Here is a 21915-nt window from a genome sequence, read left to right on the forward strand (position 1 = left end):
TCGGCGTCCTCGTCCTCGTCTTCGGCGTCTTCGGCATCTTCGTCGAAGGCCGCGGTCCAGTCCGCGCCGTCGGCGTCACCGTCGCCGGAGAGTTCGGCGGCGCGTTCCTCGGCGTCGGTCTCGCCGTCGTGGTCCGCGGAGGCCGCGTTCATGAACCAGGTCAGCGCCTCGTCCTCGCGACCGGCGGCCAGCAGAGCCTCGGCGTAGGCGTAGAACAGCCGCGCCGCGGCCGAACCCGAGCGCGCGGGATCCAGTTCCGCGGTCTGCAGCGTCACCACGGCCTGGTCGAACTGACCCAGGTCCATGCGCGCGCCGGCCACCACGATGCGCAGCTCGGTCGCCTCGTCGCCCTGCAGGGCGCGGGCCTCGTCGCTGCGGCCCAGCTCGATGGCGCGCTCCGGACGGCCCAGGCCGCGTTCGCAATCCGCCATGACGGCCAGCAGGCCCGAACCACCGGACATGCGCCGCGCGGTCCGCAGCTCCGAGAGCGCCTCGGCCCACTCACCCGCGTGATAGGCCGCGACACCGGCGGTCTCGCGCACCACGGCGATCCGGCCGGCCCGCTGCCGCGCCGCCCGCGCGTGCTCGAGCGCCAGCTCCGGATCCTCGTCCAGCAGCTGCGCCACCATCACCAGGTGCCGGGCCACCGTCTCGGCATTGCTCTTGTCCAGGCTCAGCAGATCGCGTCGCACCGCGGGCTCGAGATCGGAGGGCTGCACGTCGTCCGGCAGACCCGGCTCGTCGGGACGACCCGACCGCCGCTCGCCCGGCCGGCCGCCACCGGCCCTCGCGCCCTCGCCGCCCCGGCGACGGTCCTCACCGCGATCGAACGACCGCTCGCCCGAACCGTTCCCGGCCCGCTCGAAATCCTTGTCCTCGCGGGCGGTCTCACCGCCGGTCGCGTCGACGTCGTCGCGCGCGAAGCTCTTCTTCTCCTCGCGCGGACCACGATCGCGATCGAATCCCCGTCCGCCACCACGGTTCTCGCCGCCGCGGTTGAACCCGCCCTCGCGACGATCCCCGCGGTCACCACGGTCGAATCCGCCTTCACGACGCTCGCCGCGGTTGAAGCCGCCTTCTCGACGGTCACCGCCACCACGGCTGAAACCGCCCTCACGACGGTCACCGCCACCGCGATTGAAGCCACCCTCGCGACGATCGCCACCGCGATCGAAACCGCCCTCGCGACGATCGCTGCCGCCACGGCTGAAACCGCCCTCGCGACGCTCCCCACCGCGGGTGAACCCACCTTCGCGACGATCGCTGCCGCCACCACGGCTGAAGCCGCCTTCGCGACGTTCGCCGCCACCGCGGCTGAATCCGCCTTCGCGACGCTCCCCACCACGGTTGAAACCGCTCTCACGACGGTCACCACCGCGATCGAGACCGCCCTCGCGACGATCGCTGCTGCCGCCGCGGCTGAACCCGCCCTCGCGACGTTCGCCGCCACGGTCGTAACCGCCTTCGCGACGATCGCCACCGCCGCGGTTGAAGCCACCCTCGCGGCGCTCCCCACCACGACTGAAGCCACCTTCGCGACGGTCACCGCCGCCACGGTTGTAACCGCCTTCGCGACGCTCCCCACCACGATCGAAGCCACCTTCGCGACGGTCACCGCCGCCACGGCTGAATCCGCCTTCGCGGCGCTCGCCGCTACGGTTGAAACCGCCCTCGCGGCGGTCACCGCGGTCCCGGTTGAAACCACCGTCGCGGTCGCCACGGGTGTAACCGCCCCGGCTTCCGCCGTCACGATCGGAACCGGTCCGGCTCTCGCCCCGATAGCCGCCGCGATCGCGGTCGCCCTCGGAGCGGTTGAAGCCGCCGCGTTCATTGTCCTTGCCGCGGTTGAAGCCGCCGCCGCCACCGCGGTTGAAGCCGCCCTCGCGGCTGCCGCCGCCTTCGCGACGCGGACCACCGCCGTACGACGGCCGGCCCTGGTCGCGGCGTCCGCCGTCCTCGCGTCGACCGTAGCCGCCCTGTCCGGATCCACCGTCATTGCGGCGGAAAGGTTTGCGGCCGTCGTTCTGCTCCGCCACGGTGATCCCTCTCTGTACTTTGTAGCCTGCGGTACCCGGCCACGGCGCTGGAGGGCGCGTGAGGAGGGCGGGTGGGCGATCCACCTACCCCAAATTCAATCACGTGCCCTCGAGCTGCTGCGCAGCACAGGGTGGTAAACGCCGAAAGGGGACCCAAGATTGGGTCCCCTTTCGCGAAGGATGTTCCGGCGGTGTCCTACTCTCCCACACCCTGTCGAGTGCAGTACCATCGGCGCAGGTGGCCTTAGCTTCCGGGTTCGGAATGGGACCGGGCGTTTCCCCACCGCTATAGCCGCCGTAACTCTATGAAACTATCCACGCGGTGCGACAAGGACTTTCGTCCTCCGCAACACATGTCGTGTGTTGTTTCAGATACTGCACAGTGGACGCGTAGCTTCTTTGTTGGTAAGTCCTCGGCCTATTAGTACCAGTCACCTACATCTGTTACCAGACTTCCAGTTCTGGCCTATCAACCCAATGGTCTGTTGGGGGCCTTACCCCCTCGAGGGGGTGAGAAACCTCATCTTGGAACAGGCTTCCCGCTTAGATGCTTTCAGCGGTTATCCCTTCCGAACGTGGCCAACCAGCCGTGCTCCTGGCGGAACAACTGGCACACCAGAGGTTCGTCCGTCCCGGTCCTCTCGTACTAGGGACAGCCTTCCTCAAGTTTCTAACGCGCGCGGCGGATAGAGACCGAACTGTCTCACGACGTTCTAAACCCAGCTCGCGTGCCGCTTTAATGGGCGAACAGCCCAACCCTTGGGACCTACTCCAGCCCCAGGATGCGACGAGCCGACATCGAGGTGCCAAACCATCCCGTCGATATGGACTCTTGGGGAAGATCAGCCTGTTATCCCCGGGGTACCTTTTATCCGTTGAGCGACACCGCTTCCACTTGCCGGTGCCGGATCACTAGTCCCGACTTTCGTCCCTGCTCGACCTGTCGGTCTCACAGTCAAGCTCCCTTGTGCACTTGCACTCAACACCTGATTGCCAACCAGGCTGAGGGAACCTTTGGGCGCCTCCGTTACATTTTGGGAGGCAACCGCCCCAGTTAAACTACCCACCAGGCACTGTCCCTGAACCCGATCAGGGTCCGAGGTTAGAGGTCCAATACGATCAGAGTGGTATTTCAACGATGACTCCACGAACACTGGCGTGCCCGCTTCACAGTCTCCCACCTATCCTACACAAACCGTACCGAACACCAATACCAAGCTATAGTGAAGGTCCCGGGGTCTTTTCGTCCTGCCGCGCGTAACGAGCATCTTTACTCGTACTGCAATTTCGCCGAGTCTGTGGTTGAGACAGCTGAGAAGTCGTTACGCCATTCGTGCAGGTCGGAACTTACCCGACAAGGAATTTCGCTACCTTAGGATGGTTATAGTTACCACCGCCGTTTACCGGGGCTTAAATTCTCAGCTTCGCTCCGAAGAGCTAACCGGTCCTCTTAACCTTCCGGCACCGGGCAGGCGTCAGTCCGTATACATCGTCTTACGACTTCGCACGGACCTGTGTTTTTAGTAAACAGTCGCTTCTCACTGGTCTCTGCGACCCCACCCAGCTCCAGGAGTAAATCCTTTCACCAGGCGTGGTCCCCCTTCTCCCGAAGTTACGGGGGCATTTTGCCGAGTTCCTTAACCACAGTTATCTCGATCGCCTTAGTATTCTCTACCTGACCACCTGTGTCGGTTTGGGGTACGGGCCGTGTACCAACTCACTAGAGGCTTTTCTCGGCAGCATAGGATCACTGAATTCGCCTCAATCGGCTACGCATCACGTCTCAGCCACATGGGATACGGATTTGCCTATACCCCGGCCTACACGCTTACACCAGGTATTCCATCACCTGGCCCAGCTACCTTCCTGCGTCACCCCATCGCTTACCTACTACAGCCAGGGTCATGCGCAGCCGCGTTCCCTCTCGCCCGAAGGCTCGATAAGACCGCATTTGGGCACTTAGCACAACTGATTCGATATTTGGCGCGGATACACGGGTACGGGAATATCAACCCGTTGTCCATCGACTACGCCTGTCGGCCTCGCCTTAGGTCCCGACTCACCCTGGGCGGATTAACCTGGCCCAGGAACCCTTGGTCATTCGGCGGACGAGTTTCTCACTCGTCTTTCGCTACTCATGCCTGCATTCTCACTCGCATGGCCTCCACGGCTGGATCACTCCGCCGCTTCCCTGGCCATACGACGCTCCCCTACCCATCCAGACTCCTGGCCCGAAGGCGGGATAATGTCTGAATGCCGCGGCTTCGGCGGTGTACTTGAGCCCCGCTACATTGTCGGCGCAGAATCACTTGACCAGTGAGCTATTACGCACTCTTTCAAGGGTGGCTGCTTCTAAGCCAACCTCCTGGTTGTCTTCGCGACTCCACATCCTTTTCCACTTAGTACACGCTTAGGGGCCTTAGCCGGCGATCTGGGCTGTTTCCCTCTCGACTATGAAGCTTATCCCCCACAGTCTCACTGCCGCGCTCTCACTCACCGGCATTCGGAGTTTGGCTGACTTCGGTAAGCTTGTGGGCCCCCTAGGCCATCCAGTAGCTCTACCTCCGGTGAGAAACACGCGACGCTGCACCTAAATGCATTTCGGGGAGAACCAGCTATCACGGAGTTTGATTGGCCTTTCACCCCTACCCACAGCTCATCCCCTCAGTTTTCAACCTAAGTGGGTTCGGGCCTCCACGACGTCTTACCGTCGCTTCACCCTGGCCATGGGTAGATCACTCCGCTTCGGGTCCATAGTGTGCGACTCGGGGCGCCCTATTCGGACTCGCTTTCGCTACGGCTCCCCCACACGGGTTAACCTTGCCACACACCGATGACTCGCAGGCTCATTCTTCAAAAGGCACGCCATCACCTATTACAGCTCTGACGGATTGTAAGCGCACGGTTTCAGGTACTATTTCACTCCCCTCCCGGGGTACTTTTCACCTTTCCCTCACGGTACTAGTCCGCTATCGGTCACCAGGTAGTATTCAGGCTTATCGGGTGGTCCCGACAGATTCACAGCAGATTTCACGGGCCCGCTGCTACTCGGGTGCCCACCACATGAGCCAAGATGTTTTCGTCTACCGGACTCTCACCGTCTACGGTTGGCCATCCCAGACCAATTCGACTAACAACTTGGTTTCTTACTCATGCCCAATTCGGCAGAATTGGGAAGATGGGTCCCACAACCCCGGCTATGCAACGACTGCCGTCTATCACACACAACCGGTTTAGCCTCTTCCGCTTTCGCTCGCCACTACTCACGGAATCACTGTTGTTTTCTCTTCCTGTGGGTACTGAGATGTTTCACTTCCCCACGTTCCCTCCACACGCCCTATATATTCAGGCGCGGGTAACACGACATCACTCGTGCTGGGTTTCCCCATTCGGAAATCCTCGGATCTCAGCTCGTTTGACAGCTCCCCGAGGCTTATCGCAGCCTACTACGTCCTTCATCGGCTCCTGGTGCCAAGGCATCCACCGTACGCTCTTACACACTTACTAACAAAGATGCTCGCGTCCACTGTGCAGTTCTCAAACAACACACAAGTCCGAATCCGTGTTTCAGCACCAGCCCGAGCAAGCTCGGCGGTATGACTGAGGATTCAGTCTCGTCGTTTTTGATTCCTAGAAAGAATCGCTTTCGCGTGTTCTTTCAGGACCCAATAGTGTGTCGGTATATTCACCGCGCTCGAAGACATGGCTTCGAGCTAGGTGCGATGAAGGTTGTCAGTGTTCCACCCATGAGCGTCCGCGGTCCTTCAGATGAGGACTCAAACGGTCTCTGCCACAACCACTTTCACCTGTGTGAAGCGTCGTGGAGAAGTGCTCCTTAGAAAGGAGGTGATCCAGCCGCACCTTCCGGTACGGCTACCTTGTTACGACTTCGTCCCAATCGCCAATCCCACCTTCGACAGCTCCCTCCACAAGGGTTAGGCCACTGGCTTCGGGTGTTACCGACTTTCATGACGTGACGGGCGGTGTGTACAAGGCCCGGGAACGTATTCACCGCAGCGTTGCTGATCTGCGATTACTAGCGACTCCAACTTCACGGGGTCGAGTTGCAGACCCCGATCCGAACTGAGACCGGCTTTAAGGGATTCGCTCCACCTCGCGGTATCGCAGCCCTCTGTACCGGCCATTGTAGCATGTGTGAAGCCCTGGACATAAGGGGCATGATGACTTGACGTCGTCCCCACCTTCCTCCGAGTTGACCCCGGCAGTCTCTCACGAGTCCCCGCCATTACGCGCTGGCAACATAAGATAAGGGTTGCGCTCGTTGCGGGACTTAACCCAACATCTCACGACACGAGCTGACGACAGCCATGCACCACCTGTACACCGACCACAAGGGGGGCCATATCTCTATGGCTTTCCGGTGTATGTCAAACCCAGGTAAGGTTCTTCGCGTTGCATCGAATTAATCCACATGCTCCGCCGCTTGTGCGGGCCCCCGTCAATTCCTTTGAGTTTTAGCCTTGCGGCCGTACTCCCCAGGCGGGGTACTTAATGCGTTAGCTACGGCACGGATCCCGTGGAAGGAAACCCACACCTAGTACCCACCGTTTACGGCGTGGACTACCAGGGTATCTAATCCTGTTCGCTACCCACGCTTTCGCTTCTCAGCGTCAGTTACTTCCCAGAGACCCGCCTTCGCCACCGGTGTTCCTCCTGATATCTGCGCATTTCACCGCTACACCAGGAATTCCAGTCTCCCCTGAAGTACTCTAGTCTGCCCGTATCGACTGCAAGCTTGCAGTTGAGCTGCAAGTTTTCACAATCGACGTGACAGACCGCCTACAAGCTCTTTACGCCCAGTAATTCCGGACAACGCTCGCACCCTACGTATTACCGCGGCTGCTGGCACGTAGTTGGCCGGTGCTTCTTCTACAGGTACCGTCACTTGCGCTTCGTCCCTGTCAAAAGAGGTTTACAACCCGAAGGCCGTCATCCCTCACGCGGCGTCGCTGCATCAGGCTTTCGCCCATTGTGCAATATTCCCCACTGCTGCCTCCCGTAGGAGTCTGGGCCGTGTCTCAGTCCCAGTGTGGCCGGTCACCCTCTCAGGTCGGCTACCCGTCGTCGCCTTGGTGGGCCGTTACCCCACCAACAAGCTGATAGGCCGCGGGCCCATCTCGCACCAGTAAACCTTTCCAACAGCCCCCATGCAGAGGCTGCTCATATCCGGTATTAGACCCAGTTTCCCAGGCTTATCCCAGAGTGCGAGGCAGATCACCCACGTGTTACTCACCCGTTCGCCGCTCGTGTACCCCGAAGGGCCTTACCGCTCGACTTGCATGTGTTAAGCACGCCGCTAGCGTTCGTCCTGAGCCAGGATCAAACTCTCCGTTGAAGACTCTAGAATCACCCGAAGGCGAATCAGAAGTATCTCGAACCAGAGTCCGAAAACCTAGCAAATCGTCGGCTGGAAAATTAGCCGACTTAAATGTCCAACCACCCTCACGGGGGTGAGAATGATTGGAACCAAATATAATATTTGGCACTGACATTCATCGACACACTATTGAGTTCTCAAAGAACACACGCACACGCCATCGAACCTGAAGTTGATCAGATTCCCCTGCGAGGCAACTTTTCCAGCCTAGTCATTGAACCCGACTGATGTCAAGAACTTTTCTTCTGACTGGAAGGTGTTCATGTCCGGCGCTCCTCGTCCAACCTCGTTTTCCGTTTCCGATTTCCAGCCTCTGAGCTGGGAGTTTCGGTCCCGGTCGGTGTCCGTGTCGCTCTGACCTGGACTAAGTTACGCGGCGGATAACGCCAGGTCAAATCCGCTGGTCACCGAGACGTTTGCGCAGGTGAACGGGCTTCGGATCGGGCGAATCGGGGGCCTGAGCCACCGGCTTGTGACTCAGGTCATTTCGATCTTGTTCGCCTATCGAGGATCGCGTCAGGCGTCCGCGCGGCGCACGCCGGCGAAGTTCTTCTTGCCGCGACGCAGCACCAGCCAGCGTCCGTGCAGGTAGTCGGCCTCGGCGGGGATCCACTCGGGGTCGGCGACCTTCTCGTTGTTGACCGCCGCGCCCCCCTCGTTGACCGCGCGACGAGCCGCGCTGCGGCCCTCGCACAGACCGGAGTCGACCAGCAGATCGACGATGGTCGAGGTGGGGGTGGCCTCGGCGAGCTTGCCGTCCACCGCGGATTCGGCCAGCGCCGCCGACAGCGTGGACTCGTCGAGTTCGCGCAGGTCGCCGCGACCGAACAGGGCCTGGCTGGCGAGCTGCACCGCGCGGGTGTTCTCCTCACCGTGCACCAGCGTGGTCATCTCCGCGGCCAGGCGCTTCTGCGCCTCGCGGGCGAAGGGCCGCTCGGCGGTGGCCTTCTCCAGTTCGTCGAGTTCCTCGCGGGACAGGAAGGTGAACCAGCGCAGGTAGCGGACCACGTCGGCGTCGGCGGTGTTCACGAAGTACTGGTACCAGGCGTACGGGCTGGTCATCTCCGGGTCCAGCCACAGACTGCCGCCACCGGTGGACTTGCCGAACTTCTTGCCGTCGGCCGAGGTGACCAGCGGGACGGTGAGCGCGTGCACGTGCTCGCCGTCGACGCGGCGGTTGAGCTCGACGCCGGCGATGATGTTGCCCCACTGATCGGAGCCGCCGACCTGCAGCGTGCAGCCGTACTCGCGGCGCAGCTGCAGGAAGTCGTTGGCCTGCAGGAGCATGTAGCTGAACTCGGTGTAGGACATGCCGTCCGACTCCAGGCGGCGCTTGACCGTGTCACGGGCCAGCATGACGTTCACCGAGAAGTGCTTGCCGATGTCGCGCAGGAACGAGACCGTGCTGAGCGGTCCGGTCCAGTCCATGTTGTTGGCGATGATCGCCGCGTTGTCGCCGCCGTCCAGATCGACGAAGCGTTCCAGCTGGGCGCGGATGCGGCCCGCCCACTCGGCCACGGTGTCGGTGGAGTTCATGGTGCGCTCGCCGACATCGCGGGGATCGCCGATCAGGCCGGTCGCGCCGCCGGCCAGCACCACCGGGCGGTGGCCCGCGCGCTGGAAGCGCTTGAGCGCCAGCAGCGGGACCAGGTGGCCGGCGTGCAGGCTGGCCGCGGTCGGGTCGAACCCGGCGTAGAGGGTGATCGGGCCCTTGGCCGTGGCCGCGCGCAGGGCGTCCAGATCGGTGGACTGCGCGATCAGTCCGCGCCAGGTCAGTTCATCAATGATGTCGCCGCTCACGCTTCCATCTTTCCGCACGTGAATATGGCGGTTGCAGAGGGTTGAGCCGTCGCGGCGGATCGGTACAAGCCCGGACCGATCCGCCGCGTCGGCGGGTGGAACTACCGGAGACGCCCGTAAGCCCGTCGCCGGGGCGACGGGCCGGGGGCCTGCGGTAGTTCGATCACTTCACCAGGTCGGTGAAGGTGGCGAAGGAGGCGCGGCGCTCGTAGGCGATCCAGGCGAAGACACCGACCAGGACCAGCGGGAAGATGGCCAGGCTCGGCGCGCCGAGCAGGAAGGCCTGGGTGGCGGCGGCGCACACCATGGTGATGGACAGGCCCGCGGCGGCCGGGCCGGACAGGCGGGGGATCATCAGGCCCAGGCCGCCGGAGACCTCGACCAGGCCGGTGAGGTAGCGGAACCAGTCGCCCCAGCCGATCTCGTTGTAGATGCGCACGGCGTCGGCCTGGCCCACGAACTTCGGCAGGCCGGAGGCGATGACGAAGAACAGGCCGAGGACGATCTGCAGGGTCCACAGCACGCGGTTGCGGAGCTTGCTCGGGGCGGCGACGGTGATGGTCGGGGTGGCGGCGATGGTGGTCATGTCGAATGTCCTTCCGGGGCTTGTCGGTTCGGTTTCGAACCGCTTGCTGGATAGGACGGGGGCCGTCGCGAAAACTCATCGCGGTCGCGAAAGTTTTTTTTCCCGCGCAGGTCAGACTAGGTGTCGAAGGCTGCTTTGAGGGCGCTGAGGTGCACTCGGCTGGCGGTGGCGGCGGATTCGGGGTCGCGGGCGCGGATGGCGTCGTAGAGGTGTTCGTGCGCATCGTGGTCGCTCTGGGGCGCGCGCATGGGTCGGATGCGCAGCATGTCGATCATGGCGTGGCGCGAGCGTGGGACGAAGGCGTTGAACAGCTCGAGCAGGATGTCGTTGTGGGCGGCGGCGACCACGGTGCGGTGGAAGGCGGTGTCGGCGTCGACCAATCCCTCGACGGTGTCGCCGCTTTCGGCGCGGGCGGCCAGGGCGCGCAGCATGGCGCGCAGGTCGGCGGGGGTGCGGCGGCGGGCGGCGAGGGCGGCGCCCTCGGCCTCGATGGCGATGCGGGCCTCGATGACGGTGACGATGTCGCTGCGGCGCAGCACGGTGTCCCAGTCCTCGGCGGTGTCCAGGGCAGTGACGAAAACGCCCGCGCCCTGGCGGCTTTCGAGCACCCCGCGACCGGCGAGTTCGCGGATGGCCTCGCGCAGGGTGGAGCGGCCGACGCCGAGCTGGGCGGCGAGGGTGGTCTCGCCGGGCAGTTTGTGGCCCAGCTGCCACTCCCCCGCACGGATCCGGGTGAGCAGCACCTCGGCGGCTTGCGCGGCGAGCGGATGCCTCTGGACCTGCGCCACTTGTCGCCGTCCTCTCTACTTGTCTGAGGAGTTGTTTCCCTCTAGTCTAGTCCACATGCTGACCGGTGCCCTGCTTCTCCTTCGCTGCCGCGACGGGGTCTGATCGACCGGCACCCCGTCAGCGGGCTCGCGGTGCTGCGCCGGTCACCTCCTCCGACGCGAAAGCGATTGCCCCGTGAGCACTCCCCCGATCTGGAATCGCCAGCAGCCCTCCGCCATGCCGTCGCATCGGTATCGCGATGTGTACCAGCGTGTTCCGGTGCCGTTGACCGAACGCGACTGGCCGTCCAACCGGATCACCGCAGCCCCGCTGTGGGTGCCGGTGGATCTGCGCGACGGCAATCAGGCGCTGACCGAGCCGATGGATCCCGTCCGCAAGCGCCGGTTCTTCGGTCTGCTGGTGGCCATGGGCTACAAGGAGATCGAGGTCGGATATCCCAGCGCCTCGCAGACCGACTTCGATTTCGTGCGGCTGATCGGCAGCGAGCGGCTGGCTCCCGACGACGTCACCATCGTCGTCTTCACTCCCGCGCGCCGCGATCTGATCGAGCGGACCGTCGAATCGGTGCGCGGCATCCCCAATGACGTGGTGATCCACCTGTACACCGCCACCGCGCCGACCTGGCGGAACGTGGTGCTGGGCAAGACCCGCGACGAACTGGCCGAGCTGATCGCCACCGGTGGGCGCGACGTTCTGGAGCTGGCCGGCGATATGCCGAATGTCCGGTTCCAGTTCTCCCCCGAGGTATTCATGCTGACCGAGCCGGACTTCGTGCTCGACGTCTGCGACCGCATGACCACGCTGTGGGACGCCACCCCCGGGCGGCCGGTGACGCTGAACCTGCCCGCGACGGTCGAGGTGGCGACGCCGAACGTGTACGCCGACCAGATCGAGTACATGCACCGGAATCTGGCGCGGCGCGAGGCGGTGATCCTGTCGGTGCATCCGCACAATGACCGCGGCACCGGCATCGCGTGCGCTGAGTTGGCGGTCTTGGCCGGGGCGCAGCGGGTGGAGGGGTGCGTATTCGGCAATGGCGAGCGCACCGGCAATGTGGATCTGGCGACGCTGGCATTGAATCTGCACGCGCAGGGCGTGAATCCGATGATCGACTTCTCCGATATCGACGAGGTGCGCCGCACCGTCGAGTACTGCACCGGGCTGCCGGTCCACGACCGGCACCCGTACGCCGGGGATCTGGTGTACACCGCGTATTCGGGCACCCACCAGGACGCCATCCGGAAGGGCTTCGCCGAACATCGGGAGCGGGCGGCGCGGCTGGGTGCGCCGGAACGCGAAATCGCTTGGGAGGTACCGTATCTGCCGATCGATCCGGCGGATGTGGGCCGTTCCTACGATGCGGTGATCCGGGTGAATTCGCAGTCCGGCAAGGGCGGGATCGCGTATCTGCTGGAGTCGGAGTACGGGCTGGAGTTGCCGCGCCGCCTGCAGATCGATTTCGCGCGTCACGTCCAGCGCCACACCGATCGGACCGGGACGGAGGTGTCCGCGCGGACGCTGTGGGAGCTGTTCGAGACCGCCTACGCGGGTGCGATCGTGGCGACCACGCCCGGTATCCGCGCCGACGCGACGGTCGAGGAGGCGGTGGAACTGCTGGGCCGCCACGGCCATTCGGTCGAGGTGCTGTCCATGACCCACCAGACCGTGGACCGGGCGGGGTCGGCTCCGGCCGTCACATACCTGGAGTACCGCACCGCCGAGGGCCCGGCCTGGGCTTTCGGTTCCGGTGAGACGGCGGCGCGAGCGACGATCGCGGCCCTGGTGGCGGCGGCCGGGTCGCGCAGCACGGTGCTCATCTAGGCAGCGGTGCTCATCCAGCCTGGGCGCCCAGTAATCGCTCCAGTTCGGTGACCCGGGCCTCCAGCTCCGCGATGCGCCGGCGCAGATCGGATTCGGGGGCCTGGGCGGAGCCGGCGAGCGGGCCCTCTGCGACGCGGGAGATGCGGGTGCGGATGTCGGCGGGCTCGGCGCCCAGGCTGATCAGGATCTGCGGGGCGATGCCGTCGCCCTCCTCGATCAGGGCGAGCAGGATGTGCTCGGGCCCGATGTAGTTGTGCCGCAGCCGCATCGCCTCGCGCAGTGATCCCTCGAGGACCTTCTTGGAGCGCGGGGTGAAGGGCACGTGCCCGCTGGGCGGCTTCTGCTCGTGTTCGCCGACCGCCTGCCGGATGCGTTCGCGCACGCTGGAGACGTCGAGGCCGAGGTCGCCGAGGACGCGGGCCGCGACCGGGTCGTCGCCGGCGAGGACGCCGAGCAGCAGGTGCTCGGTGCCTATCCAGTCGTGCCCGAGCGCCCGGGCTTCCTCCTGGGCGAGCACGATGGCGCGGCGGGACGCATCGGTGAACCGTTCGAACATGGGGCTTCCACCTAGGGGTGAGCTGTCGATCAATCCACCGTAGTCCTCCGGGCCGCCCTACCGATACGGGCTCGGCCCGAGAGCGCGGTCTAGGCGGATCGGTCCAGTTTGGGGGCGCGCGGACTGCGCCGGTAGACCGACACCGCCGGGGAGTCCGGCAGCCACAGTCGCCACGGGCGGTCGGCGGCCAGGCTGACCCCCACCCGGGGTCCCACCGAAACGGCGGCGGGATCGGTGATTTCGGGTCCGAGTTCCAGCCGGATCGGCGCGTCCGGATCGAACAGGCGGGTTCCGTAGTCGTCCAGCCCGATTCCCAGGGCGCTGCCGACGTTGCCGGGCCCGCGGGCCAGATCGGCGTCGGTCCTGGCGGCGGGGCGGCGACCGCGGGCGACGTCGTGCCCTTCGATGATCTCCCCCGCCCGGACGAGCACGGCGCTCGCGGTGCCGTCGGGCCCGCTGACCACATTCACGCAGGTGTGCATGCCGTAACTGAAGTAGACGTACAGCACCCCGGGCGGCCCGAACATGACCGCGTTGCGCGGAGTCCGGCCACGCCCCGAGTGCGCCGCCGGATCGTGCCAGGGCCCAGCGGGATCGCCGCCGTAGGCCTCGACCTCCACGATGCGCAGGGCCACCGGGCCGGATCGCAGGACCCCGCCGAGCAGTCGCCGCGCCGCACGCAGCGGTTCGACGGCTAGCTCTTCGGCACTCACGGCGGATCATTCTTCCGCACGGTCGTCCCGGGCGCGGTGCCGGGACGACCGGGGGAGCTACCCGCGAGTGCCGCGCGCTAGAGCCATTCGGCGACGCCGTGGTGACCCGAGCAGGTGCCGCGGCGGTGCTGGCTGAAGCTGTAGCTGCCGTCCTTGCAGCGGGCGGTGGCCCCGTCGGGGACGGTGGCCGACTGTTCCGGACGGTGCACACAGGCGCCGTCGGAGTTCTCGTATTCGCTTGCGGTGCAGGCGGCGTGGAGGACCGGCGCGGCGACCGCCGGTCCGGCGAGCACGGTGCCCGCGCCGAGGAAGGCCGCGGCGGCCCAGGGCAGAATGTGGCGCGCCACGCGGCGCGTTGTCCAACCGTTCACTACGAAATCCCTTGCACAAGAGCGTTGTCGACACGGGGGCGGTTGCCCCCGCCGAGCGCCGAATAGTACGGACCCGCGCGGCGGTACGGCCGGGTTCTTTATTCGCCTACCGATCCGGCGGCCGATTCGCCGGTGCCCACCGGCCGCTGGATACCGGCCAGTTTGTCGGGGTTGACCTGAAAGCGAATGTTCTCGATGTGGCCGTCGCGGATGTCGTAACTGAGGGCGCCGACGCGGAAGTCACCGAGCAGGACCATGACGCCGAGTTCACCATTGAGGCAGGCGGATTCGAGACGGACACCGGTGAGGACCGGTTTGGCCAGGACGCCCAGGATCCAGCGGGCCACGTGGTCGGGGCCGTGCAGGGGGCGGCGGGCGGCGGTGACCTTGCCGCCGCCGTCGTTCCAGAGGGTGACGTCGGGGGCGAGGAGTTCCATGAGGGCGTTGACGTCGCCGCCGTGCGCGGCGGCCAGGAACTTGTCGGTGATGTCGGTGCGGGTGGCGAGGTCGGTGTCGAAACGCGGCCGGCGCGAATGGACGTGGGAGCGGGCGCGATGGGAGATCTGCCGGACGGTGGCCTCGGGGCGGTCCAGGAAGCCCGCGATCTCGGCGTGCGAGTAGCCGAACACCTCGCGCAGCACGAAGACCGCGCGTTCGACGGGGCTGAGGGTTTCGAGGACGACGAGCATGGCGGTGGAGACCGTATCGGCCATATCGGTCTCCTCGGCGGCGTCGGCGGTGGTCGTGAGCAGGGGTTCGGGGAGCCACGGGCCGACGTAGGTCTCGCGGGTGGCGCGGGCGGAGGTGAGGCGGTTGAGGGCCAGGTTGGTGACGGTGCGGACCAGGTAGGCCTTGGGGTGGGTGACCGAATCCCGGTCCACCTCATGCCATTTGATCCATGCGTCCTGCAGGACGTCCTCGGCGTCGGTCACGGTGCCCAGCATCTGGTACGCGGTGCCGAACAGCAGCCGCCGGTGGGCGACGAAGGGGTCGATCGGATCGTCCTGCATGGACACATACCTACCTCACGCCAGGCCGCGGGTCGCGCGGCCGCCGTTGCTGAGCTGCGCGCCGACGGTCATGTGCTTGCTCATCTTGTAGCTGGGCACCGGGCTGGCGCTGACCATCTCCTTGTAGGCGACGGCGGCGCGGCCCTTCAGGTACCAGCGTCGCGGGGTGTCGTCGGCATTGGTGAACTGGATGACGGCGTCGCGGCGGCCCAGGCTGACCGGCTGGTGCACGTAGCCGAAACGGAAGGGCTTCACGGTCTTTCCGCGCAGGCGGCGGGCGACGGCGTCGGCGGTGTACGCGCCGGTGGGGATGCCGCTCTGGCAGGTGCCGTGCAGGACGCCGAAGGGCATGCGGATCGCGGCGGCGTCGCCGATGGGCAGGATGTCGGGGTGCGAGACCGACCGCAGGGTGGTGTCGGTGAGGATCAGGCCGCGGTCGTTGACGGCGATGCCGGCCCGCTCGGCCAGCGGCGACACCCGCACGCCCGCGGTCCACAGGGTCAGGTCCGAGGCGAGGAGTTCGCCGGTGGTCAGGCGGACGGCGTCGGGCAGCACCTTGGCGACCTGGACGCCGGTGTGGCGGACGATGCCGAGGCGGTCGAGAGCGCGGTTCAGGTGGGCGCGGGCCTTGTCGCCCATCATGTTTCCGGGCTCGGCGGCGCTGACCAGGGTGACGGTCAGGCCCGGGTGGGCCTCGGCGATCTCGGTGGCGGCCTCGATGCCGGTCAGGCCGCCGCCGACCACGGTGACGGTGCCGGCGGTCGCGGCGATCTCGGTGAGGCGCTGCGCGAAGCGGCGGGCCCGGCGCGGGTCGTTGAGGGTCCAGGCGTGGTCGTCGGCGCCGGGGACGGTCGAGGTGTCGGTGTTGCTGCCCAGCGCGTAGATCAGGGTGTCGTAGCGCAGTTCTTCGCCGTCGTCGAGGGTGACGACACGGGCGGCGGGGTCGATCGCGACGGCGGCGCCGCGGCGGAAGGCCACACCCGATCCGGCCAGCACGTCGGGGATGCGGTGGTCGGCCAGTTCCTGTCCGGCGGCGACCTGGTGCATGCGCAGGCGCTCGGTGAATCGGTCCGAGGGGTTCACCAGGGTGATGCGGACCTCGAGCTTGCGGGTGCGGCGGGCGAGGCGGGCCGCGGCCATCATGCCGGTGTAGCCCGCGCCGAGGATGACGATCTCGTGGGTTGTGGTGGTGGCGTTCATGATCGGCTCCGTGGGTTCGTTCCTGCTGGGTCGGCTATGGGACAGGACAGCCCCCGCGAACGTGACAATCGGGCGGTGTGACGTAGGTCACCATGGAACATTCGGGTCCGGTGACCGGTTGGGAGAGGGGATGGCCGGGCCCCCGGCCTGCGACAACAGCGTCGGAGTGAGGTGTGATGGCCGTACAGGTCGAGATCTGGACCGATATCAACTGCCCGTTCTGCTACCTGGGCAAGCGGCGATTCGAGGAGGCGCTCGACGCCTTCCCGCACAAGGACGCCGTGACGGTGGTGCACCGGTCCTTCGAACTGGACCCGACGCTGCCCAAAGGTCACAGCGACGCGGTGGTCCCGCACATCGCCGAGAAGTACGGCATCAGCGAGGCGCAGGCCGCCGCCAACGAGCGCGGTCTCGGGGCGCAGGCCGAGGCGGCCGGGCTGAACTATGTCACCTCGGGCCGCGATTTCGGCAACAGCTTCGACATGCACCGGCTGCTGCACTTCGCGCTGGAGCAGGGCCGTCAGGAACAGATGCTGGACGCTCTGTACGCGGCCAACTTCGCCGAGGAGCGGGCGCTGTTCGGCGATACCGAGCGGCTGGTCGAGGTGGCGGTGTCGGCCGGATTCGACGAGTCGGCGGTGCGGACGGTGCTCGCCGATCCCGACGCTTACGCGGACGCGGTGCGCGCCGACGAGGCCGAGGCGGCGCGGCTCGGGGCGCGCGGCGTGCCGTTCTTCGTGCTGGATCGCAAGTACGGGGTGTCGGGCGCGCAGCCGCCGGAGGTGTTCGCGCAGGCCCTGGAGCAGGCCTGGAGCGATCACGCGCCCGCGCTGGCCATGGTCGCGGACGGGGACGCCTGCGGACCCGACGGTTGCGCTGTGCCGCAGCGGGATTGAGCCGATCGCCGCGGCGGTGAGCGTCAGCGCCCGTTGCCGCGGTGCATCCGGAAGCCGACCGCGTCCACCGTCGGAATGTAGGCGCTGCGCTCGCCGGAGCGGAGGCGCAGGACGTCGTCGGCGATGACGAAGCCGTAGGCGACGAATACCAGCAGCACCAACTGCCCCCACGCCACCCAGGCGATGCCCAGCGGCGTGGTGGCCAGTACCGCGACCGCCCCGACCAGCCGCAGCCAGGCCCGGGGAATGCTCAGCGCCAGCCGGAACAGGGCCTGGCCGACGAAGAACACGGCGACGCCGCCCGAAAGGGCCAGGGCCGCGGCGGTACTCGCGGGTTCGTTGCCGTGCGCGATGGTCATCGAGATGCCCGCGGCGGTCAGGATGATGCCGAGGATCAGCACGAACAACGAATAGCCGTAGGCATAGACGGCCGGGCGGATGCGGGCCGGACCGGGCAGCGCGTGCAGGGCGTGTTCGCCGCGTTCGTCGTCGAAGCCGAAGTAGGCCCACCACAGCACATAGCCGAGGGTGAGGCCGAGGCCGGCGGTCGCGACCAGGCCGACGGTGAGGTCCATGCCGGTCAGGTTCGCGCCGATGGCGATGACGGATTCGCCCAGCGCGATGATCACGACCAGGCCGTGCCGTTCGCAGAAGTGGCTGGGGCGCACCGCGAATCCCTCGGCGCGGATCAGATACGGCGACACCACCTGGATCACGACGGCGACCATCCAGAGCACGGTCCGCAGGCCGCCGTGGGTGATGCCGCCCGCCAGCACCAGCAGCGCGGACAGGCCGTTGAGCGGCGCCAGCCGCCACATCGCCGAGCTGGCTCCCTGGCCGCCGGAGGTCGCGAACATGAAGCTGTGCACCGTGTTCACCAGCAGGTATCCGAGTCCGAACGCCAGCCCGGAGCCGCCGAACGCGCTCGGGATGGCGATGGCGATGACGAAGAACCCGAACATGCCCAGCAGCAGGAAGGTGCGCCGGGAGGAGCTGTTCGGCGCGACCTCGTTGGTGAGGAACACGTACCCGCTGTACATCCACCAGATCAGGGCGAACATCAGCGCCACGTGCCCGAGTTCGGCCCAGCCCGGGTGATGGGTGAAGGCGTGGGTGAGCTGGGTGATGGTGAAGACGAACACGAGGTCGAAGAACAGTTCCAGGGTCGAGGCCCGGACCTGTCCCCCTTCGGCCTCGAGCTCGCGCGCCGAACCGGACATTTCGCTGGTCACGTGCAGATCGTAGAGCCGTACCGCCTCCCCCGCCGCATTTGCCGCGCCCACGGCCGCCCGGCGTGAACCCGTCGGGATGACGAAACCATGACGCGTGCGGTGAGATGGCCGCGACCAGGTGGTTTCGGTGTGGCGGCCGCCTAGGGTGGAGTGCGGGGTGGCAGGTCGATCGGGAGTTGTGAGGCGATGCGGATTCTGGTGGCGGACGACGATCCCGTGGTGCGGGAGGTGGTGCGGCGGTATCTGGAGCGGGATGGGCTCGAGGTGGTGGAGACCGCGGACGGGGCGGCCACCGCGGCGGCGTTGGCGCGCGACGATGTCGATCTGGCGGTGCTGGATGTGATGATGCCGGGGCCCGACGGGATCGAGTTGACGCGCGCGGTGCGGGCGGGGGCGCGTCCGGAGCTGCCGATCATCTTGTTGACCGCGCTCGGGGAGGAGGACGACCGGGTGATCGGATTGCAGGCGGGCGCCGATGATTACGTGACCAAGCCGTTCAGTCCACGGGAGCTGGCGTTGCGGGTGGCGTCGGTGCTGCGGCGGTCGCATCCGCAGCCGGTGGCCGAGGAGGTGTTGCGCGGTGACGGGGTGGAGCTGGATCGGGCGGCGCGGACGGTGACGGCGGGCGGGGCATCGGTCGAGCTGACCGCGCGCGAATTCGATCTGCTGGCTTTCCTGCTCGCGCATCAGCGGCGGGTGTTCAGCCGTCAGGAGCTCCTCGCGGAGGTGTGGGGCTGGAACTTCGGGGATCTGTCGACGGTCACCGTGCACGTCAAACGCTTGCGGGCCAAGCTGGGTGCCGCGCATCGCATCGAGACGGTGTGGGGCCGCGGATACGCTTGGGGCCGAGCCGATCTCGGCGCGGAGGCCGGCGATGCCGACTGATACGCCCGGCCTGATCGGGTACGCGCTGGCGGGCACGCTGCCGGTGGTGGTGATCGGCGCGCTGCTGCTGCGCTACACCCGCGGTCGTGCCATGACCACGAGTATGGCCGTGCTGGTGCTGATTCCGACGCTGGCCACCCTGTGCGGGGTCGTCGCGGTGAGCGGTCTGATGTTCGGCGCCGAATTCGAGCGCACCGCCGTGGTGCTGGCGGTGGTCACCGCGGTGACCGTGCCGGCGGCGATCCTGCTGGGCCGCGAGCAGGCCCGCGCCACGGTGTGGGAGCGCGAGATGCTGGAGCAGGAGCGCGCCGCCGAACGGTCGCGGCGCGAGCTGGTGGCCTGGGTCAGCCATGATCTGCGGACGCCGCTGGCGGGGATCCGCGCCATGGGTGAGGCGCTCGAGGACGGGGTGGTGACGCGGCCGGAGGAGGTGCGCCGGTACGCGGATCAGATCGTGCGCGAGACGAATCGGCTCTCTTCCATGGTGGACGACCTGTTCGAGATGTCGAAGATCAACGCCGGGGCGCTGCAACTGCATTTGGAGCCGGTGGATCTGCGCGAGGTGATCGACGAGGTGCTGGCGACCAATCAGCCCACCGCCGCCCGCGCCGGAATCACCTTGTCCGCCACCCAGCCCGCCGACAAGCTGCTGGTGGCGGGCAGTGAGCGGGCGCTGGGCCGGGTGCTGACCAACCTGGTGGCCAATGCCATCGCGCACACCCCGCCCGGCGGGCGCATCGACATGTCGGCGGGCGCCGCGGACGGGCAGGCGTGGGCGCGGGTCGACGACACCGGGCCGGGCATTTCCGAGACCGATCTGCCGCGCATCTTCGAGGTCGCCTATCGCGGCAGTTCCGCCCGCTCCCCCGGCGCCGCCGAATTGGGCAGCAGCAGCGGGATGGGGCTGGCCATCGCGGCCGGGCTGGTGGCCGCGCACCACGGGGACATCACGGCGCGGAACCGTCCGGAGGGGGCGCGATTCGAGATCCGGTTGCCGCTGCTGGAGTCCGCCGGGCGGCGGTGAGCAGGCAGGCGGCGGCCACCGCCCAGACCACGGTCAGCGAGATCAGCAGGCCGACGGTGTAATTCCGGTCCAGGATGGTGTCGTTGCCGGGAACCGCGCCCTCGCGGCCGAGGACCGGGATCGCGAGCAGGATCAGGGCGAGGCTGACGAACGCGCCGACGGTGAAGACGGGCCACCAGCGGGCGGGGAGCGCGGAGTGGCCGAGGGTGCCCGCGAGGGCGGCGACCGGGCCGAAGATCAGGTTCTCGGCCAGGATCGCGCCGACGAACCACAGCGCGATCGATCGCAGGTCGGTGGTGCTCATTGTCAGCAGCAGGTCCACACCGTAGGCGGCACAGGCGATTCCGAACGCGCCCAGCAGGATCCGAATGGCTGTCATGCGATTTCCTCGATGGTCCTCAGCCATTTGGTCTGCAGTACGCCCGGCCGGTTCGGGGCGATGAGACGGCAGGGGTAGCCGTGGTCGAGGGCCAGATCCTCGCCGTTGAGACGCAGCGCGATCAGGGTGGCGGCATCCACGACGTGGGTGTGCGGCAGCACGGAGGAGCCGTAGATGCCGGTGGTCTCCAGCGACACGAAACGCACATCGCCGCCGCCGTATTCACCGGCCCGGGCCAGCAGGTCGCGCAGGCGTACGCCGGACCAGCGGCCCTGGGCGCTCCAGCCCTCGACGCAGGCGATCGGTAGCGCGCTGTCGTACTGCGGCAGGGCTTCGAGCTCGGCGCGGGAGAAGACGCTTTCCCGGCCACCGACTTTGACGGTCAGTGCGTACCGCGGCGAGCGAGCCGTCTCGGTGACGGCCGCCGCCGCTGCCGTCCTGTTGATCGGAATTCCCTGCGGTCCTTCGCCACTGCGCGGGGCCAGCAGCGACGCCCAGCGCAGGAACGGAACCGATTGCCCGACCACCGCGATACCGGTCACCACCGCGCCCAGCCCGGCAGCAGCCAAGACGGCTCGGCGCGAAATACCGTGGGGTACTTCCTCATCAATGGGCTCGTCGACAGGTCTCGACAGTGCCTGACGCACGACGGGAAGCTTGACCGCCAGGTGTACGGCGACGGCCCCGAAAGCCACGTAGGCCATGGCGTGATGCGTGGTGGTGAAGAAGAACTTCCACGGGTAGTACTGAGCGGTATTGAACAGGCCCGTCACGATCTGGAACAGCACCGCGCCGATGAGCACCGCCACCGACAACCGCTCCAGCGCCTCCGGGAGTCCGCGCCGCAGCGACGGTTTGATGAAGAACCGCGGATACACCGACCAGAGTTTCACCAGCAGCAGCGGGATCATCATGACCCCGACCGTGACGTGCGTGCCCTGGGTGAGCCGATACAGCCACACCGGGTGGGCGGGCCACCGGAACCAGTCGGGCGGATGCTGGATCAGGTGGCTGATCAGCCCCGTCACGAACAGGATGGTGATTCCGGCCCCGAGTGCCAGGCCGGTGCGCGCGGCCACGGCCGTCGAGCGGCCCGGACTCCACCGGCGGGAAAGCCTCTCGGGGAGTATCAGTTCGGGCCGCTCGATCGGGTCGGGACCGGCGTCCGCGGTTTCGGTGGGCTGGCTCGGCGACACCGCGGGCTCCTTTCGAGAAATGA

The 21915-nt window shown here is 66.6% G+C and carries 15 protein-coding genes, 3 rRNA genes and 1 pseudogene; 4 read left to right on the top strand and 15 right to left on the bottom strand.

Going from position 1 to position 21915, the window contains the following annotated elements:
* Positions 1 to 80: 80 nt before the first annotated feature.
* The 7 genes and pseudogenes from ACQP06_RS23150 to ACQP06_RS23180 all read right to left on the bottom strand — a co-directional run.
* Positions 81 to 1100 (bottom strand): annotated as a pseudogene (locus ACQP06_RS23150) (hypothetical protein); the annotation flags it as partial.
* Between the two features lie 1119 nt (positions 1101 to 2219).
* A 5S ribosomal RNA gene (gene rrf / locus ACQP06_RS23155) occupies positions 2220 to 2336 on the bottom strand.
* Positions 2337 to 2437: 101 nt separating this feature from the next.
* Positions 2438 to 5543, bottom strand: a 23S ribosomal RNA gene (locus ACQP06_RS23160).
* Positions 5544 to 5875: 332 nt separating this feature from the next.
* A 16S ribosomal RNA gene (locus ACQP06_RS23165) occupies positions 5876 to 7392 on the bottom strand.
* Together the 16S, 23S and 5S rRNA genes form the textbook arrangement of a ribosomal RNA operon.
* Before the next feature lie 558 nt (positions 7393 to 7950).
* Positions 7951 to 9234: a tyrosine--tRNA ligase gene (gene tyrS / locus ACQP06_RS23170; protein ID WP_433666570.1), complete on the bottom strand. Its 1284-nt coding sequence runs from the start codon at positions 9232 to 9234 to the stop codon at positions 7951 to 7953.
* A gap of 163 nt (positions 9235 to 9397) precedes the next feature.
* Positions 9398 to 9820, bottom strand: coding sequence for a DoxX family protein (locus ACQP06_RS23175; RefSeq protein WP_433666571.1), 423 nt, complete (start codon positions 9818 to 9820; stop codon positions 9398 to 9400).
* Between the two features lie 116 nt (positions 9821 to 9936).
* Entirely contained in the window at positions 9937 to 10608 is a 672-nt protein-coding gene (locus ACQP06_RS23180) for a FadR/GntR family transcriptional regulator (protein WP_433666572.1), read from the bottom strand.
* Between the two features lie 217 nt (positions 10609 to 10825).
* On the opposite strand from ACQP06_RS23180, the gene ACQP06_RS23185 reads away from it, so the two are divergent.
* Entirely contained in the window at positions 10826 to 12430 is a 1605-nt protein-coding gene (locus ACQP06_RS23185; RefSeq protein ID WP_433673411.1) for a 2-isopropylmalate synthase, read from the top strand.
* Between the two features lie 10 nt (positions 12431 to 12440).
* Here ACQP06_RS23185 and ACQP06_RS23190 read toward each other — a convergent pair whose 3' ends face one another.
* The 5 genes from ACQP06_RS23190 to ACQP06_RS23210 form a co-directional block, all read right to left on the bottom strand.
* Positions 12441 to 12986, bottom strand: a complete 546-nt coding sequence (locus ACQP06_RS23190; RefSeq protein WP_433666573.1) for a Clp protease N-terminal domain-containing protein — start codon at positions 12984 to 12986, stop codon at positions 12441 to 12443.
* An 89-nt stretch (positions 12987 to 13075) separates the two neighbouring features.
* Positions 13076 to 13699 carry a DNA-3-methyladenine glycosylase gene (locus ACQP06_RS23195; protein WP_433666574.1) on the bottom strand — a complete coding sequence of 208 codons (624 nt, stop codon included), beginning with the start codon at positions 13697 to 13699 and terminating at the stop codon, positions 13076 to 13078.
* A 77-nt stretch (positions 13700 to 13776) separates the two neighbouring features.
* On the bottom strand, positions 13777 to 14070 hold the full coding sequence (locus tag ACQP06_RS23200; RefSeq protein ID WP_433666575.1) for a DUF3761 domain-containing protein: 294 nt from the start codon (positions 14068 to 14070) through the stop codon (positions 13777 to 13779).
* A gap of 98 nt (positions 14071 to 14168) precedes the next feature.
* Entirely contained in the window at positions 14169 to 15080 is a 912-nt protein-coding gene (locus tag ACQP06_RS23205) for an RNA polymerase sigma-70 factor (protein WP_433666576.1), read from the bottom strand.
* Between the two features lie 15 nt (positions 15081 to 15095).
* On the bottom strand, positions 15096 to 16280 hold the full coding sequence (locus ACQP06_RS23210) for an NAD(P)/FAD-dependent oxidoreductase (protein ID WP_433666577.1): 1185 nt from the start codon (positions 16278 to 16280) through the stop codon (positions 15096 to 15098).
* A 176-nt stretch (positions 16281 to 16456) separates the two neighbouring features.
* Between ACQP06_RS23210 and ACQP06_RS23215 the strand changes: the two genes are divergently transcribed.
* The gene (locus tag ACQP06_RS23215; protein ID WP_433666578.1) at positions 16457 to 17176 is read left to right on the top strand and encodes a DsbA family oxidoreductase; all 720 of its coding nucleotides are present in this window, start codon (positions 16457 to 16459) and stop codon (positions 17174 to 17176) included.
* Positions 17177 to 17199: 23 nt separating this feature from the next.
* Here ACQP06_RS23215 and ACQP06_RS23220 read toward each other — a convergent pair whose 3' ends face one another.
* Positions 17200 to 18408, bottom strand: a complete 1209-nt coding sequence (locus ACQP06_RS23220) for a low temperature requirement protein A (protein WP_433666579.1) — start codon at positions 18406 to 18408, stop codon at positions 17200 to 17202.
* Between the two features lie 186 nt (positions 18409 to 18594).
* On the opposite strand from ACQP06_RS23220, the gene ACQP06_RS23225 reads away from it, so the two are divergent.
* Complete coding sequence (locus tag ACQP06_RS23225; RefSeq protein ID WP_433666581.1) at positions 18595 to 19293, top strand: response regulator transcription factor; 699 nt, start codon at positions 18595 to 18597, stop codon at positions 19291 to 19293.
* Entirely contained in the window at positions 19283 to 20317 is a 1035-nt protein-coding gene (locus ACQP06_RS23230; RefSeq protein WP_433666583.1) for a sensor histidine kinase, read from the top strand. Before ACQP06_RS23225 ends, ACQP06_RS23230 begins: the two co-directional genes overlap by 11 nt.
* Here the strand turns inward: ACQP06_RS23230 and ACQP06_RS23235 are convergent.
* Positions 20241 to 20696 carry a hypothetical protein gene (locus ACQP06_RS23235; protein ID WP_433666585.1) on the bottom strand — a complete coding sequence of 152 codons (456 nt, stop codon included), beginning with the start codon at positions 20694 to 20696 and terminating at the stop codon, positions 20241 to 20243. The two genes, ACQP06_RS23230 and ACQP06_RS23235, sit on opposite strands and share 77 nt — an antisense overlap.
* A complete protein-coding gene (locus ACQP06_RS23240) occupies positions 20693 to 21892 on the bottom strand; it encodes a molybdopterin-dependent oxidoreductase (protein ID WP_433666587.1) in 1200 nt (399 codons plus the stop codon). Before ACQP06_RS23240 ends, ACQP06_RS23235 begins: the two co-directional genes overlap by 4 nt.
* Positions 21893 to 21915 lie beyond the last annotated feature (23 nt).

This window comes from Nocardia sp. CA-136227 (genome assembly GCF_050955695.1).
Classification (GTDB): Bacteria; Actinomycetota; Actinomycetes; order Mycobacteriales; family Mycobacteriaceae; genus Nocardia.

What these genes read in the sequence shown, in the direction of transcription:
- ACQP06_RS23175 (WP_433666571.1), bottom strand. Translation starts at nt 9,820, where the DNA reads ATGACCACCATCGCCGCCACCCCGACCATCACCGTCGCCGCCCCGAGC.
- ACQP06_RS23225 (WP_433666581.1), top strand. Translation starts at nt 18,595, where the DNA reads ATGCGGATTCTGGTGGCGGACGACGATCCCGTGGTGCGGGAGGTGGTG.
- ACQP06_RS23185 (WP_433673411.1), top strand. Translation starts at nt 10,826, where the DNA reads ATGCCGTCGCATCGGTATCGCGATGTGTACCAGCGTGTTCCGGTGCCG.
- ACQP06_RS23210 (WP_433666577.1), bottom strand. Translation starts at nt 16,280, where the DNA reads ATGAACGCCACCACCACAACCCACGAGATCGTCATCCTCGGCGCGGGC.
- ACQP06_RS23235 (WP_433666585.1), bottom strand. Translation starts at nt 20,696, where the DNA reads ATGACAGCCATTCGGATCCTGCTGGGCGCGTTCGGAATCGCCTGTGCC.
- ACQP06_RS23190 (WP_433666573.1), bottom strand. Translation starts at nt 12,986, where the DNA reads ATGTTCGAACGGTTCACCGATGCGTCCCGCCGCGCCATCGTGCTCGCC.
- ACQP06_RS23215 (WP_433666578.1), top strand. Translation starts at nt 16,457, where the DNA reads ATGGCCGTACAGGTCGAGATCTGGACCGATATCAACTGCCCGTTCTGC.
- ACQP06_RS23230 (WP_433666583.1), top strand. Translation starts at nt 19,283, where the DNA reads ATGCCGACTGATACGCCCGGCCTGATCGGGTACGCGCTGGCGGGCACG.
- ACQP06_RS23205 (WP_433666576.1), bottom strand. Translation starts at nt 15,080, where the DNA reads ATGCAGGACGATCCGATCGACCCCTTCGTCGCCCACCGGCGGCTGCTG.